At 72.8% G+C, this 14,589-nt stretch carries 14 protein-coding genes; 3 read left to right on the top strand and 11 right to left on the bottom strand.

The annotated features are described in order from the left end of the window. The first annotated feature begins 45 nt into the window (after positions 1 to 45). Genes ISG29_RS01560 through ISG29_RS01550 form a run of 3 tightly spaced genes read left to right on the top strand, consistent with a single transcriptional unit; the run spans position 46 to position 1,446 of the window. Positions 46 to 321, top strand: a complete 276-nt coding sequence (locus ISG29_RS01560; protein WP_194501598.1) for a hypothetical protein — start codon at positions 46 to 48, stop codon at positions 319 to 321. A gap of 40 nt (positions 322 to 361) precedes the next feature. Next, complete coding sequence (locus tag ISG29_RS01555; RefSeq protein WP_194501597.1) at positions 362 to 1,276, top strand: alpha/beta fold hydrolase; 915 nt, start codon at positions 362 to 364, stop codon at positions 1,274 to 1,276. After that, positions 1,273 to 1,446, top strand: coding sequence for a hypothetical protein (locus tag ISG29_RS01550; protein WP_194501596.1), 174 nt, complete (start codon positions 1,273 to 1,275; stop codon positions 1,444 to 1,446). Before ISG29_RS01555 ends, ISG29_RS01550 begins: the two co-directional genes overlap by 4 nt. A gap of 133 nt (positions 1,447 to 1,579) precedes the next feature. Here ISG29_RS01550 and ISG29_RS01545 read toward each other — a convergent pair whose 3' ends face one another. The 11 genes from ISG29_RS01545 to ligA all read right to left on the bottom strand — a co-directional run bounded on the left by ISG29_RS01545 (position 1,580) and on the right by ligA (position 14,517). Further along, positions 1,580 to 2,422: an ECF transporter S component gene (locus tag ISG29_RS01545; RefSeq protein WP_328827521.1), complete on the bottom strand. Its 843-nt coding sequence runs from the start codon at positions 2,420 to 2,422 to the stop codon at positions 1,580 to 1,582. Beyond that, entirely contained in the window at positions 2,419 to 4,074 is a 1,656-nt protein-coding gene (locus ISG29_RS01540; protein ID WP_328827519.1) for an ABC transporter ATP-binding protein, read from the bottom strand. Before ISG29_RS01540 ends, ISG29_RS01545 begins: the two co-directional genes overlap by 4 nt. Then, entirely contained in the window at positions 4,071 to 5,216 is a 1,146-nt protein-coding gene (locus tag ISG29_RS01535; RefSeq protein ID WP_328827517.1) for an energy-coupling factor transporter transmembrane component T, read from the bottom strand. The genes ISG29_RS01540 and ISG29_RS01535 overlap by 4 nt, the downstream gene beginning before the upstream one ends. Before the next feature lie 4 nt (positions 5,217 to 5,220). Further along, positions 5,221 to 6,186 carry a hypothetical protein gene (locus tag ISG29_RS20615; RefSeq protein ID WP_235958411.1) on the bottom strand — a complete coding sequence of 322 codons (966 nt, stop codon included), beginning with the start codon at positions 6,184 to 6,186 and terminating at the stop codon, positions 5,221 to 5,223. A 1-nt stretch (position 6,187) separates the two neighbouring features. Next, on the bottom strand, positions 6,188 to 7,291 hold the full coding sequence (locus ISG29_RS01530; protein ID WP_194501594.1) for a terpene cyclase/mutase family protein: 1,104 nt from the start codon (positions 7,289 to 7,291) through the stop codon (positions 6,188 to 6,190). A gap of 350 nt (positions 7,292 to 7,641) precedes the next feature. After that, positions 7,642 to 9,144, bottom strand: a complete 1,503-nt coding sequence (gatB, locus tag ISG29_RS01525; RefSeq protein WP_194501593.1) for an Asp-tRNA(Asn)/Glu-tRNA(Gln) amidotransferase subunit GatB — start codon at positions 9,142 to 9,144, stop codon at positions 7,642 to 7,644. Then, positions 9,141 to 10,676 carry an Asp-tRNA(Asn)/Glu-tRNA(Gln) amidotransferase subunit GatA gene (gene gatA, locus ISG29_RS01520; RefSeq protein WP_194501592.1) on the bottom strand — a complete coding sequence of 512 codons (1,536 nt, stop codon included), beginning with the start codon at positions 10,674 to 10,676 and terminating at the stop codon, positions 9,141 to 9,143. The genes gatB and gatA overlap by 4 nt, the downstream gene beginning before the upstream one ends. Continuing rightward, positions 10,673 to 10,984 carry an Asp-tRNA(Asn)/Glu-tRNA(Gln) amidotransferase subunit GatC gene (gatC, locus tag ISG29_RS01515; protein ID WP_194501591.1) on the bottom strand — a complete coding sequence of 104 codons (312 nt, stop codon included), beginning with the start codon at positions 10,982 to 10,984 and terminating at the stop codon, positions 10,673 to 10,675. The genes gatA and gatC overlap by 4 nt, the downstream gene beginning before the upstream one ends. Positions 10,985 to 11,055: 71 nt before the next feature. Continuing rightward, positions 11,056 to 11,316 (bottom strand): hypothetical protein, encoded by a 261-nt coding sequence (locus tag ISG29_RS01510; protein ID WP_194501590.1) that lies wholly within the window; start codon positions 11,314 to 11,316, stop codon positions 11,056 to 11,058. A 45-nt stretch (positions 11,317 to 11,361) separates the two neighbouring features. Further along, positions 11,362 to 12,300, bottom strand: a complete 939-nt coding sequence (locus ISG29_RS01505; RefSeq protein WP_194501589.1) for a hypothetical protein — start codon at positions 12,298 to 12,300, stop codon at positions 11,362 to 11,364. 63 nt (positions 12,301 to 12,363) lie between these two features. Continuing rightward, entirely contained in the window at positions 12,364 to 14,517 is a 2,154-nt protein-coding gene (gene ligA, locus ISG29_RS01500; RefSeq protein WP_207792700.1) for an NAD-dependent DNA ligase LigA, read from the bottom strand. Between the last annotated feature and the right edge of the window lie 72 nt (positions 14,518 to 14,589).

The following is a 14,589-nucleotide window of genomic DNA, read 5'->3' as shown; positions in this document are numbered from 1 at the left end:
CACCACTCCCACCAGCCACGAACCGGCACCTCCTGGAGTCACGACATGTCTCGGCCGAACCTCGCTCTCGTCCCGCCCTCGCGCTCGATGCCGGGCGCCGCCTGGCAGGCCGTGGCGCGACGCGTCCACGACTGGTCGGTCCAGTCCCAGCTCGGTGCCCGTCGCAACGCGATGGCAGCCTCCACCCGTCTCGCCGAGCGACGTGCGGAGCGCGAGGACGTCGAGGACTTCCTGCGCCACCACACCGCCGACGACGAGACCCCCCACTCCCGACCCGAGCGCCGTACGACGGGCACGGCCGCCCGGACCAGGGAGGCCTGAGCCACAGCGGCGGCACTCGGTTCTGGGGCACACTGGACCCATGCCGACCTCCGCCGCTCCCGCCACCGGCGCGCCGGTCCTCGCCTTCCACGAGGTGCTCTCCGACGACGGCACCGTGCTGCGCGCCTGGACCAACGATCCCGACGGCACGCGCACCGGCCCGACCGTCTTGCTGTGCAACGGGCTCGGCACCAATCCGTGGGCCTGGCCCGCACTGCTCGACCCCGCCAGCGGGGTGCGGGTCCTCTCGTGGAACCACCGGGGCACCGGCGGCTCGCAGCGACCGGCCGACCCCGAGCGGTGCGGCATCGCGGAGTTCGTCGAGGACGCCCTCTCGGTGATGGACCACTTCGGTGTCGATCGGACCGTGCTCATGGGTTGGTCGATGGGGGTCAACACCGCCTTCGAGCTCGCCGCCCGCAACCCCGAGCGGGTGCGCGGCGTCTTCGCGGTCGCCGGCGTACCGGGCGACACGTTCGCCACGATGCTCGGCCCGCTGCACCTACCACACGTCCTGGCCCGCACCCTCACGGTCAACGTCGCCCGCCTCGGCAAGCTGACCGGCAAGGCGATCACGCCGATCACCAGCCGACTGTCCGTGGGTCGCCGCTTCGTCGAGGTGCTCTCCCACTCCGGGTTCATGCTGCCCGTCGCCGATCTCGACATCACCGCGCGCGCGGTAGGCGAGTTCCTCACCACCCCGATGGACTGGTACTTCCACCTCGCTCTCAAGAGCTCCGAGCACGGCCGCGTCTCCCTCAGCACACTGCGTGTCCCGGTGGCTTTCGTCGCCGGCACCTGGGACGTCCTCGCCGGCGCGCGTGACATGGCCAGTGCGGCCGAGCGCATCCCTGGCTCCTGCTACACCGAGCTCCCCGGCAGTCACTTCCTCAGCCTCGAGCAGCCCGAGCTCGTGCACGAGCTGCTGCTGGAGTTCCTGGGGCGGGTCGAGTGACCCCTCACTCCCGGGGCCGGACGACGCCGCGCGCGGTCGCGGTCGTGCTCGCCGGCGTCCTGGGGGTCGGCCTGGTGGTCGGCCTGGGCGGCTGCCTGCGTGAGGGCAACTCCAGCACCGTCACCATCGTCGACACGACCGACTCCCCCAGCGCCACTCCCTCTCCCTGACGCTGACCTGCCACCAGTTTTCGGGTGACCCGTCGCTAGTTTTCACGTGACCTGCCACGTTTGTGCAGGTGACCTGCCGCAACTTTCCTGTATGTGAAAACTCGCGGCAGGTGGGTTGAAAACTGGCGACGGGTCAGGTGGAAACTGGCGACGGGTCGGCGTGGGAGCCGGTGACGGTCGCGCGACGGGCGGCGCGTCGCAGGACGGCGAGCACGGTGGGGCCCAGCGCGACGAGGGCGACGCCGGTGGTGAGAGCACGCAGGGTGTCCCAGCCACCGGTCGAGGTCAGCAGCGTGTACACCGCGAACCGGTGCAGGTTCTCCCACACCGGGGCACCCGGCAGATAGGTCAGGCCGGAGGTGTCGCGGCCCGGCAGCCCCACCCCGAGCAGGAACGGCCAGCCCGAGAGGTTCATCAAGAGCCCGTAGGCGTAGCTGGCCACGATCCCGTAGACCACCAGGACGCCGATCTCGGCGCGCCCGCGCAGGGTCCGGGGCAGCAGCCCGGCGCCCATGCCGACCCAGGCCGAGCAGATCATCTGGAACGGCAACCAGGGGCCCACCCCGGCGGTCATCAGTGCCGAGGCGAACAGTCCGGTGCACCCCAGCGCGAAGCCGAACCCGGGGCCGAAGACGCGCCCGCCCAGGATGAGCAGGAAGAAGACCAGCTCGATGCCGGCCAACCCCGGAGACAGGGCCCGCGAGAGCGCCACGAGGGCCGAGAGCACACCGAGCACCGCGAGCACGCGGGCATCCAGACCGCCCTCGCTCAGCTCGGCCAGCACGACGGCGATCACGACCGGCAGCAGGCCGAGGAAGAGGAACGGCGGGTCGACGCGGGTCTGACCCGGCTCGACCTGGAGCACCAGCGGCCACATCAGCATCAGCAGCCCGACCACCGAGGCCAGCGTCAGGACCAGCGCCGAGCGGCGCGAGACCGGGATCGCCCCTCGCCGGGAAGCCGTCACCGTGCTCACACGCCACTCCCCGACCCGGCCGACCCGGCCGACCCGGCCGACCCGGCCGCGCCCGCCACCTCGACGGCGCGCACGACGTCGCCGACGCGCAGCCACGGCGCGCCGAGCACCTTGTGCACCTGGGGGGCGAAGGCAGGCGACTGCGCGACGACGTCGGCCACCGGCCCGTGCGCGATGAGCTCGCCCTCGGCCAGCACCGCCACGGTGTCACCGGGCCGGTCGGCGACCTGCACCACGAACTCGACATCGTGGGTCGAGACCAGGACCGCACGACCGTCGTCCGCGAGCTCACGCAGCACGGTCGCGAGCGCGGCCTTGGCCCCGTAGTCGAGGCCACGGGTGGGCTCGTCGAGCAGTACCGCAGGCGGGTCGCCGGCGAGCACGACGGCCAGCGCGACGCCGAGACGCTGCCCCTCGGAGAGATCGCGCGGGTGCGCGTCGTCCGGCACCCCGGGCACCAGCCGGTCGAGCATCGGCCGGCCCGTGCCACGCCCCTCGTCGGCGGCGTCGAGCTCCTCGGCCACGGTCTCGAGGTAGAGCAGGTCGTCGGCCTCCTGCGGCAGCAGCGCCACCAAGCCGCGCCGGACGGCGGCACTGGCCGAGACCGGGTCCGCGCCACCGACCGAGACCGAGCCCGACGCCCTCCCCCCACTGCCCTGGAGCGCCCACAGCAACGAGGACTTGCCGGAGCCGTTGCGGCCCATCAATGCCGTGACCGTGCCCGCAGGCAGGGTCAGGTCGACCTCGCGCACCGCCACCTGGTCATCGTGCACGACCGTCACGCCACGGGCGCTCAGCACCGGCTCGGAGGGCGACGCGGGCAGCGGCTGCGCCGCCGGTCCGAGCGCCACCTCCCGGGCATGCCGGCGGGCCTCGCGCACGCTGAGCGGGAGCGGCGTCCAGCCGAGTTCTCGGCCGAGCGCGACCAACGGCGGGACGACGGGTGAGGTCGCGAGCAGGTCGCGAGGCGACCCGGCCAGCACGGTGCCGCCGCCGGGCAGCAGCCACATCGCGTCGGCGAAGGGCACGACCCGCTCGAGCCGGTGCTCGGCGACCAGCACGGAGGTGCCGACGTCGGCGACGAGCCGCGTGAGCGTGGCGAGCACCTCCTCTGCGGCGGTGGGGTCGAGGGCGGAGGTGGGTTCGTCGAGGACGAGGAGTCGCGGATGCATCGTGAGCACAGCCCCGATCGCGGCGCGCTGCTGCTGCCCGCCGGAGAGGGTGCGCAGGTCGCGGTCGCGCAGATCGGCGATGCCGAGCAGATCGAGCGTCTCCTCGACCCGACGGCGCATCGTGGTGGGGTCGAGCCCGAGCTGCTCCATGCCGTAGGCGAGCTCCTCCTCGACCGTGTCGGTCACGAAGCCGCGCGCGGGATCCTGCCCTACGTAGCCGATGTCGGCTGCGCGCTCGCGCGGCGGCCGCAGCGTGACGTCTCGACCGTCCACCAGCACGCTGCCGCTCAGCACTCCGCCCGAGAACCTCGGCACCTGGCCGCCCACCACGCCCAGGAGCGTCGACTTGCCCACCCCCGTCGGCCCGCTCACCAGCACCAGCTCGCTCTCGAGCACCTCGAGGGTGACGTCGCGCAGCACCGGGGCGTGGCCCTCGTGGGCGAAGCCGATGCCGCGCAGCTCCAGCAGCGCCTCCGTCACGACGCCACCTCCCACTCTCGCCCGGCCGGCACCGGGCCGGCCACGACGCTTCGACGACGCACGCGGCGTCGCTGGTCTGGTGCGCAGAGCCCACCGACCCAGGCCACCACGCCGCCCACGAGCATCCAGAGGTCGATGGCCGGCACGATGTCGAGCGCGGGGTAGGCGCGCACCAGGTCGTGCTGGTTGACCCACCAGCCGCAGAAAGCGACGACCAGTCCGGACCCCGCCACCGCGAGCTCGGGCCAGCGCCACCGGTCGGGCCGGTAGCGGCTGCGCTCGACGCGGCGTCCGGCCGAGCGCAGCGCCACCGCCGCGAGCAGCGTGCCCACGGCCAGCATGGGCAGGGCCAGCAGCCGGGGTGCGGTGGTGTCGAGCACGGCGTAGGTGCCGACGACCAGGCCGCAGAGCCCGGCCAGCATGAGCGCTCCGGTGCGCCGCCGTTGGGCGGGCGTCTGGGCACCGGCGCGGCCATAGCCGCGGGCGTCCATGCCCGCGGCCATCGATAGCGACCGGTCCAGGGCGTCCTCGAGCACCGGCACGAGCAGCCGCCGCAGCCGCCCGGTGCGTCCGCGTGCGCCGGCCCGCAGCCCCTGAGCCGCATGCACCCGGCGTACGGAGTCGGCCAACTGGGGCAGCACGGTGACCGCCACGACCAGGGCCGTGCCGACCTCGTAGAGCGCCGGCGGCACCGAGCGCAGCAGCCGCTTGGGGTTCGCCAGGCTGTTCGCGGCTCCCACGCACACGACGATCGTCGCGAGCCGCAGGCCGTCGTAGAGGCCGGCCAGCACGGCGTCGGAGGTGACCGGGCCGAGCAGCACGATGCCGGCCGCGATGTCCGGCAGCGGGATCTCGGGCAGACCCACGAGCACCCGGCCTCCCGGGAACGCGCCGCCGAGCAGCACCCGCGAGACGACCCGCATCATGACGATGAAGACCCCGAGCCACAGATAGAGCCGCAACGAGGCGCCCCACGGCTGGTCGGAGCGCCGGGTGAGGGCGACCTGCACGGCCACGCCGGCGAGCACCAGCAACGAGAAGGGGTTGGTGGTCGACGACGCCGCCGCGGCGAGCCCCAGCGCCCACACCCACCAGGCCACGGGGTGCAGGTCGCGAGGGAGCCGGGCGGCGCCACCGATCACGTCGCTAGGCCCGCCGTCGCCAGAAGGCCGTGACACCCGCCGCGGCCAGCACCAGCACGACGGCGATCGGACCCACCCAGACGGGGAGCCCGCCCGCGTCGTCCGAGCTCTGGGCGGACGTCGGCTGTGCCGCGGTGTCGTCGGTGGCCCCCTCCGAGGCCTGCACCGTGGACGACGCCGAGTCCGAGGCTCCCGAGGAGTGGCGGCGCTCGTGCCGGGCCTTGCGGGCATGGCGCCCATCGCCCTCGCCCTGCGCGCCGGACCTCCTGCGCTTCGCGGCACCGGAGGCACTGGATCCGCTCGAGGGCGATCCCGAGGCCGTGGCTCCCCCACTCGGCGACGCCGTGCTGCCCGAGGCACCCGTGGTCGAACTGCTGGTGGACCCGCCGGCAGAACCACCCGTCGAGCCACCGGTCGAGCCACCCGAGGAGCCACTCGACGAGCCACCGGAGGATCCGCCCGAGGGAGACGGCGAGGCCGAGGCCCCCTGCGTCACCGGGGGCGCGGTCGACGGCCTGCGGTTGCCGTTGACGTCGTCCCAGCTGAACGCGACCGACCCGCCGTCAGGCACCGTGAGGGAGTCCACGCCGAGGCTGGAGTAGGTCCACGACCCGCCCGTGCCGTCGGAGACCCACAGGCCCCAGTAGGCGTCGGCCGGCGAGGCGTTCTGACAGGGGTCGGACTCGGGCACGCCCTCGACCCGGCACACGAACCCCGGCTCACGCTGGGCGCGGGCGAGGTCGACGCCAGCAGCGGCGAAGATGTCGGAGGCGGACTCACCACCGGCGCCGGACGCGCACGACGCGACGTCCTGACCGGGCAGATCCCAGAAGTTCACCACGACGCTGACCCCACCGGACGACGAGCAGGTCGCCGCCGAGGCCGGGGGCGTCGCCGCGAGCACCAGCACCGGTGCCGCCCCCGCCGTGAGGGCGAGAGCGGCACCGAGACGAGCCAGACGTGCGGGCACGTCAGGCGCAGTTGGAGCGGCGCAGGTAGCGCAGCGCCGGGGCGGCCTGGGCCGACGCACGACGCCACTGGTCGCGGGTCGCGGTCGTGATGCCGTCGCTCTCGCCGGCCTGGTAGGCGGCCGCGTCGTAGGCGATCGCGCCGGTCTCGTCGGCGAGCGCGCTGTCGTCGTTCGGAGGCACCTCGAGGCCGCGCACCCAGACCGCCGCCTGGCGGGCCGGGCGGCACACGCCGGAGCTGCCGAGCGCCCACGAGGCGAGCCCGGTGCTGTTGGTGTTGGCGGAGTCGGTCGGCGGGGCACCGGCGAAGCTGCCGTCGCTGCCCTGCTGGCTGAGCAGCCACGCCACGGCGTGCTGCTGGGCGGAGCGCACCTGCTTGCCCATCTGGTGGGTGTCTTGGAGCGCGATCACGGCCAGTGCGGTGACATCGACGCTGGGCGTGTTGGTTCCCGGACCCCCGCAGCCCTGGTTCTTGGCGTCCTTGTCGTCGTTGAACTGGAGGCGGAAGTAGCCGGTGTCGCACTGCTGCTTGAGCAGGAACCGGATGACCTTCTTGGCCTGGCCGGAGTCGCTCAGCGAGAGACCCTGCACCGCGAAGGCCTGCCCGATCGTGTTGGCGTAGTCCGTGCCGTCGCTGTGGTCGGCGATGCGGCCGGTCGAGGAACCCTCGCGGATCACGAGCTGGTGCAGGCGGTGGCGCAGGTTCACGCCACCGACATCGGTGTAGTCGCCGCCCGAGACGGTGGTGAAGGCCAGCGCCTTGGCCACGGACCCGGCATACACGTCCCCGTTGTAGGTGGTGTAGCCCTCGATGTCGTCGCCCAGGGCGGATTGGATGGCCTCGACATCGGCCGGGCGCTTGTCGAGCGCCGCCAGGGCCAGCCCGGCGTCGAGGGTCAGGCCGATGTCGTCGAAGTCGTACTGGTCGTTGTGCATGACGCCGTCGGTGAGCTGGCCGCCGAGCCAGCGCACGGACTGCTTCTCCGCCGCCGTCGGCCGGGCCGCCTGGGCCGGTGCGGCCAGGGCAAGCGCCATGCCGGTGGCGGCGGTGACGGCGGTGGTGGCGATGGCGAGACGCCGCACGGTGCGGGTGAAGGGCTGCTTCACGGCTGGTCCTCTCCGCTGCTCGGCGGCGAGGTCGTGACCGGACGTTCCGGGGGCCTACCGCTGCGTTCCTCGACAGCGTTCATAGGGACGCGACGCCGTGGGCGTTCCGGCTCGCCACCCCTCGCGGGAGCGGCCTACGGTTGCGGGTCAGCGCCGGACTCGGACCGGCTTTCCCCACGTCGCGCGTGTTGGATGTGTGGCCGCAGCGTATCCCCGCGGCCACGAGGAGTCACAACCGACTGCTCGAGGGGCCACTGTGGGTGTCCACCAACGACCCCTCGCAGGACGATTCGCGACCCCTCGCAGGACGATTCGCGACCCCTCGCGGGACGATCCGCGACCCCTCGCGGTCAGGTGAGCTTCTCGAGGATCAGCTCGCGCACCCGGGCGGCGTCGGCCTGACCTCGCATGGCCTTCATCACCGAGCCGATGAGGGCGCCGGCTGCCTGCACCTTGCCGTCGCGGATCTTCTCGGCCACCTCGGGGTTGGCGGCGATGGCCTCGTCGACGGCGGCCGAGAGGGCGCCGTCGTCGGAGACCATGGCCAGGCCGCGGGCCTCGACGATCTCGGCGGGTGTGCCCTCGCCGGCCAGCAGACCCTCGAACACCTGGCGGGCCAGCTTGTCGTTGAGGGTGCCGGCGTCGACCAGCCCCTGCACCTCGGCGACCAGCGCCGGGGTGACGGGCAGGTCGCTCAGCTCGACGTCGGACTCCTTGGCGCTGCGCGCCAGCTCGCCCAGCCACCACTTCTTCGCCGCGGACGCCGAGACGCCCGCGCCGATGGTCTGCTCGACGAGGTCGAGTGCCCCGGCGTTGACGGTGTCGCGCATCTCGGGCTCGGTGAAGCCCCAGTCGGCTTGGAGCCTGGCCCGCCGGGCGGTCGGGTTCTCGGGCAGGGTGCCGCGCAGCTCCTCGACCCACTCCCGCGAGGCCGCGACGGGCACGAGGTCGGGCTCGGGGAAGTAGCGGTAGTCCTCGGCGTCGGACTTCTCCCGGCCGCTGGTGGTGATGCCGGTGTCCTCGTGCCAGTGCCGGGTCTCCTGGAGGATCGACCCGCCGGCGTCGAGCACGCCCGCGTGCCGCTGCATCTCGAAACGCACGGCCCGCTCCACGGAACGGAAGGAGTTGACGTTCTTGGTCTCGGTGCGCGTGCCCAGGACGCCGGAGCCGGACGCCGCGAGCGAGAGGTTCACGTCGGCGCGCAGGTTGCCCTGATCCATGCGGGCCTCGGAGACACCGAGCGCCACGATGAGCTCGCGCAGCTGCTGCACGTAGGCGCGGGCCACGAGCGGCGCCTTCTCCCCCGCGCCCGTGATCGGCTTGGTGACGATCTCGATGAGCGGGATGCCGGCGCGGTTGTAGTCGACGAGTGAGTAGTCGGCGCCGTGGATGCGGCCGGACGAGCCGATGTGGGTCGACTTGCCGGTGTCCTCCTCCATGTGCGCGCGCTCGATCTCGACGCGGAACGTCTCGGGGCCGTCGTCGCCGGTGATCTCGACGTCCATCCAGCCGTCGAACGCGATGGGCTCGTCGTACTGGGAGGTCTGGAAGTTCTTCGGCATGTCGGGGTAGAAGTAGTTCTTGCGCGCGAACCGGCACCACTCGGCGATCGAGCAGTTCAGCGCCAGCCCGATGCGGATCGCGGACTCCACGCCCACCTGGTTGACCACCGGCATCGCGCCGGGCAGGCCCAGGCAGGTCGGGCAGACCTGCGTGTTCGGCTCGGCCCCGAAGGCGGTCGGGCAGCCGCAGAACATCTTGGTGTTCGTGTTCAGCTCGACATGCACCTCGAGACCCAGCGCCGGCTCGTAGCGGGTCAGCACCTCGTCGAAGGCGACCAGGGTGTCACTCATGCGAGAGCTCCGTTCTGGGTGGACTCAAGAGATGGGGCCTGGGCCAGCAGCGGACCGCCCCACTTCTCGGTCAGCGCCGTCTCGAGAGCGGCCCCGACCCGGTAGACGCGCTCGTCGGCCAAGGCGGGTGCGAGCACCTGGAAGCCGGCGGGCAGAGCGTCCTCGTCGGCCAGACCGCTGGGCACCGAGACGCCGGGCACGCCGGCGAGGTTGGCCGGGATCGTGGCGAGGTCGTTGAGATACATCGCGATCGGGTCGTCGAGCTTCTCCCCCAGCTTGAACGCCGTGGTCGGCGCGGTGGGGCTGACCAGCACGTCGACCTGCTCGAACGCCGCGGCGAAGTCGCGCCCGATGAGCGTGCGCACCTTCTGCGCCTGACCGTAGTAGGCGTCGTAGTAGCCGCTGGAGAGCGCATAGGTGCCCAGGACGATGCGGCGCTTGACCTCGTCGCCGAACCCGGCCTCGCGGGTGGCGCGCATGACCTCCTCGGCGGACGGCGAGTCGATGCCCTGCGGCATGACCCGCAGGCCGTAGCGCATGGCGTCGAACTTGGCGAGGTTCGACGACGCCTCGGCCGGCAGGATCAGGTAGTAGGCGGCCAGCGCGTGCACGAAGTGCGGGCACGACACCTCGACCACCTCGGCGCCCGCCTTGACCAGCAGCTCCAGCGACTCCTCGAAGCGGGCCATGACACCGGGCTGCCAGCCGTCGCCGGCCAGTTCGGTGATGACGCCGACGCGGACGCCGGCGAGGTCTCCCGCGGCGCCCTGGCGGGCGGCAGCCACCAGGCCGGGCAGCGGCTGGTCGATGGAGGTGGAGTCGCGCGGGTCGTGGCCGCCGATCAGTTCGTGCAGCAAGGCGGAGTCGAGCACGGTGCGGGTGACCGGCCCCACCTGGTCGAGACTGTTGGCCAGTGCCACGAGGCCGTAGCGCGACACGCCGCCGTAGGTCGGCTTCACACCGACCGTGCCGGTGACCGCACCGGGCTGGCGGATCGAGCCGCCGGTGTCGGTGCCGAGCGCGAGCGGCGCCATGTGCGCCGCCACGGCCGCGGCCGAGCCACCTCCGGAGCCGCCGGGGATGCGGTCGAGATCCCACGGGTTGCGGGTAGGGCCGTAGGCCGAGTGCTCGGTGGAGGAGCCCATCGCGAACTCGTCCATGTTGGTCTTGCCGAGGATCGGCAGACCGGCCGCCTTGAGCCGCGCCACGACCGTGGCGTCGTACGGCGGGATCCAGCCCTCGAGGATCTTCGAGCCGCAGGTGGTGGGTAGGCCGGCGGTGGCCAGCACGTCCTTGACCGCGATCGGCACGCCGTCGAGCGCGTGCAGGGGTGTGCCGGCGGCGCGGCGCTCGTCGGAGGCCACGGCCTGCTCGAGCGCGCCCTCGGCGTCGACGTGCAGGTAGGCGTGCACGTCGCCGTCGACGGCCGCGATGCGGTCGAGGTGGGCCTGGGTCAGGTCGACCGAGGTGACGCTGCCGGCAGCGAGTGCCTCGGCGAGCTCGGCTGCGGTGCTGTGGATGCGGTCGCTCACTGCTCGTCCCCCAGGATCCTCGGCACGGCGAACCGCTGCTGCTCGGCGTCCGGCGCCATGGCGAGCGCCTGCTCGGCGGTGAGGCCGGGCTCGACGACGTCGTCGCGGAACACGTTGGTCAGCGGCACCGGGTGCGAGGTGGGCGGCACGTCGTCGCCGGCCACACCGCTGATCGAGGCCACGGACTCCAGGATCACCGACAGCTGCGGCGCGAGGTGGTCGAGCTCGGCATCGGTGAGGTCGATGCGCGCCAGTGTGGCCAGGTGGGCCAGCTCCTCGCGCGTGATCTCAGGGGACTTCTCGGGCATGCCCGCCATCCTAGGAGCGCGCCATTCGGCGCGGGGTTCGGGTCGTGTGTCCGAGCACGCGCCCACCCGCGTCACGGTCGGTAGGGCCTCGCCGAGATGCCGGACTTCGAGACCACCCGATTGCTCTCCGGGTGCTTCGCCCGCCGCGCGAGCACATCGGTGCCGACGATGCGCGGCGGCTCCGGATAGCTCACCCGGTGCGGTTCGGCGCCGTCGGTGGCCGACCACGGCTTGGTGCCGGCGGCGAACCGGGTGCGCCGGGGCCCGAGGATCTGCGTGTGCCCCTGCCCGATCACCCACGGCACGGCGCGGCGTCGGGCCTGGCGCAGCACTGCGGCCAGCCAGTGGAACTGCTCGGCGTCGTGGCTTCGGCGCCGCTACTTCTTCTTCGGCGGCTTGCCGCCCCCGTGGCCGTGGCCCGGGCCATGGCCGGGACCACTGCCGTTGCCCGGGCCGTTGCCGGGGCCGTTGCCGGGGCCGTTGCCCGGACCGTTGCCGGGGCCGTTGCCCGGACCGTTGCCGGGGCCGTTGCCCGGACCGTTGCCGGGGCCGTTGCCGTTTCCTGGCCCGCTAGGCCCGGTGGCGGGATCCTGACCACCCTGACCGCCCTGACCCCCCTGACCCGAGTCGGAGCCGGTCGACGGGCCCCCGGCACCGGAACCCGGCGGCAGCTGCTGACCTTCGCCCTGCCCCGCACCGTGTCCCTGATGACCGGGCTGATGACCGGGCTGATGACCGGGCTGATGACCGGGCTGATGAGTGGGCTGATGACCCGCCTGACCGGTCTGGTGGCTGGAGGCCGGGTGCCCGGAGTCCCCCACGTGCCCCTCTGCGGCGTCGACGGGCGACCCCCCGGTGGACCCACCGGAGGCAGGGACCCCTCCCGGCACGGGCGGCACGATCGGCGTGAGCCGCTCGCCCCGGTGCACGACCATCGTCGGCGTGACCGAGGAGCCGTGGCTGCGATCGATCCCCGAGCGGGCGGTCCGGCGATGCTCGCCGGTACCGGACCGGTGGGCGGTGGCCGCCTCCCGGCTCGTCGCGGACTCCGCACCGTCGCGCGGCGAGACCACCGTGACGGCGGCCGCGAAGAGCAGCCCCGCACCCAGCATCACCGTGCCCACCCGACGTACGGGATGGGCGATGAACGCCAGGACTGCGACCACCAGCACGACCCCCGCCGTGACCGACACCGCCGAGGGAAGGCCGAGCACGGACGCACACAGCATCCACGCACCAGCCACCCCGCTGGCCAGCAGGAGGCCGGTCTCGGCGCCTACGCGCAGACGTGGACCGGTGGGTGCTGACGACGACACGGCAGCAATCTAGACCACCCTCGCGCGGTACCGACAGGTGTCGTCGGCGCGACGTGGGCGTGCTCAGGAGCCGTCGGAGCCGTCAGTGTCGTCGGCGGGGTCGGCGGGGTCGGCGTCGCCCGGGCCGTCGGCGAGCAGCCGCACGAAGCCGGCCTCGTCGAGCACGGGAACCCCCAGCTGCTCGGCCTTGTCGGCCTTGGAGCCGGCGTTCTCGCCGACGACGACGAAGTCCGTCTTCTTCGACACCGACCCCGAGGCCTTGCCGCCACGCTGCAGGATCGCCTCCTTGGCGGAGTCACGCGAGAAGCCTTCCAGCGACCCCGTGACGACGATCGTGAGGCCTTCGAGCGTGCGCGGGGTGGACTCGTCGCGCTCCTCGACCATCGTCACGCCGGCCGCCGCCCACTTCTCGACGATCTCGACGTGCCACGGCACCTCGAACCAGGCGATGACGGCCTCCGCGATGGTGGGGCCCACGCCCTCGGCGGCCGCGAGTTGCTCCTCGCTCGCGGCGCGGATGGACTCCATGGAGCCGAACTCCTGGGCGAGCGCGCGGCCGGCCTTGGGCCCGACATGACGGATGGAGAGTCCGACCAGTACCCGCCACAGCGGCACCTGCTTGCGGGTGGCCAGGTGGTCGAGCAGGCGCAGCGCGTTCGCGTTGAGCACGCGGCCGTCGACGGCGTCGTCGGCCTCGGTCTTCTTGGCCGCCCGGGTGAACAGCTCGGTGCTCATGAGCGCGTCGGCGTCGAGGCCGAACACGTCGCCCTCGTTGGCGATCACGCCCGCGTCGAGCAGCGCGGCCGCCGCCTCGCTGCCGAGCCCTTCGATGTCGAAGACGCCGCGGCCGGCGACGTGGAAGACGCGGTCGAGCACCTGCGCGGGGCACCGCTCGTGGTTGGGGCAGCGCAGGTCCTTGTCGCCCTCCTTCTGCTGCACCAGCTCGGTGCTGCAGGCGGGGCAGTGCGTGGGCATGACCCACTCGGCCAGGTCTTCGGGACGCAAGGCGAGCACCGGCCCCAGGATCTCGGGGATGACGTCGCCCGCCTTGCGCAGGATCACGGTGTCGCCGGGGCGGACGTCCTTGCGCTTCACCTCGTGCGCATTGTGCAAGGTGGCCCGCTCGACCGTGGAGCCCGCGACACGGGTCGGCTCCATGACGCCGAACGGCGTCACCCGGCCGGTGCGGCCGACGTCGACGCCGATGTCGAGCAGCTTCGCGTTGACCTCCTCGGGGGGGTACTTGTAGGCGATCGCCCAGCGTGGGGCCCGGCTGGTCGAACCGAGCCGACGCTGCAGCGAGACGTCATCGACCTTGATCACGAGCCCGTCGATCTCGTGCTCGACCTCGTGCCGGTGCTCGCCGTAGAACGCGATGAGCTCACTGACCTCGGTCAGGGACGCGACCACCTTCGCGCGCGACGAGGTGGGCAGGCCCCAGGCCTCGAGTGCCGCGTAGCCCTCCGACTGCGACGCCGGCTCGAACCCCTCGCGCGCCCCGATGCCGTGGCAGACCATCCCGAGCGCGCGCGTGGCGGTGACCCGGGGATCCTTCTGCCGCAGCGAGCCGGCCGCGGCGTTACGGGGGTTGGCGAACATCGGCTTGCCGGCGTCGGTCATCTGCTCGTTCAGCCGCTCGAAGGCCTCGACCGGCAAGAACACCTCGCCCCGCACCTCGACCAGCGCTGGCACCGAGAACTCCTCGGTCCCGGCGAGCCGGTGTGGGACGGAGCCGAGGGTCTTGACGTTGGGGGTGACGTCTTCGCCGGTGGTGCCGTCGCCACGCGTGAGCGCCCGCACGAGGCGGCCGTCCTCGTAGAGCAGGTTGATGGCCAGCCCGTCGACCTTGAGCTCGCACAAGAGCGCGGGTGACTCGACACCGTCGCGCCCGAGCCGGGCATACCACGCTTCGAGCTCCTCGGCCGAGAAGGCATTGTCGAGGCTCTCCATGCGCTGGAGGTGGTCGATCGCCGTGAACTCGGTCGACACCGCGCCCCCGACCTTCTGGGTCGGGCTGTCGGGGGTGCGCAGCTCGGGGTGGGCCTCCTCCAGCGCCTCGAGCCGCCGCAGACGCCGGTCGAAGTCGGCGTCGTCGAGCGTGGGGTCGTCGAGCACGTAGTAGCGCCAGCGTGCGTCGGTGACCTCCTCGACCAGTCGCTGGTGCTCCTCGCGCGCCTCGGGCGGGGCGGGCCGGCCGGCATCACTCATGCCGCACATCTTGCCGCGCCCCACCGACACCCGCGGACACCCATCAGCACCCACCGCCGCGCCCGCCCACCCATCCGCGAG

The organism is Nocardioides acrostichi (assembly GCF_015319165.1).
GTDB classification, from domain to species: Bacteria; Actinomycetota; Actinomycetes; order Propionibacteriales; family Nocardioidaceae; genus Nocardioides; species Nocardioides acrostichi.
The sequence above is the reverse complement of the archived record's forward strand: the minus strand, read 5'-3'. Positions and strand labels throughout refer to the sequence as shown.

Excerpts from the sequence above, each read along its gene's own strand:
- ISG29_RS01560 (WP_194501598.1), top strand. The coding sequence starts at position 46 with ATGTCTCGGCCGAACCTCGCTCTCGTCCCGCCCTCGCGCTCGATGCCG.
- ISG29_RS01555 (WP_194501597.1), top strand. The coding sequence starts at position 362 with ATGCCGACCTCCGCCGCTCCCGCCACCGGCGCGCCGGTCCTCGCCTTC.
- gatB (WP_194501593.1), bottom strand. The coding sequence starts at position 9,144 with ATGAGTGACACCCTGGTCGCCTTCGACGAGGTGCTGACCCGCTACGAG.
- gatC (WP_194501591.1), bottom strand. The coding sequence starts at position 10,984 with ATGCCCGAGAAGTCCCCTGAGATCACGCGCGAGGAGCTGGCCCACCTG.
- ligA (WP_207792700.1), bottom strand. The coding sequence starts at position 14,517 with ATGTGCGGCATGAGTGATGCCGGCCGGCCCGCCCCGCCCGAGGCGCGC.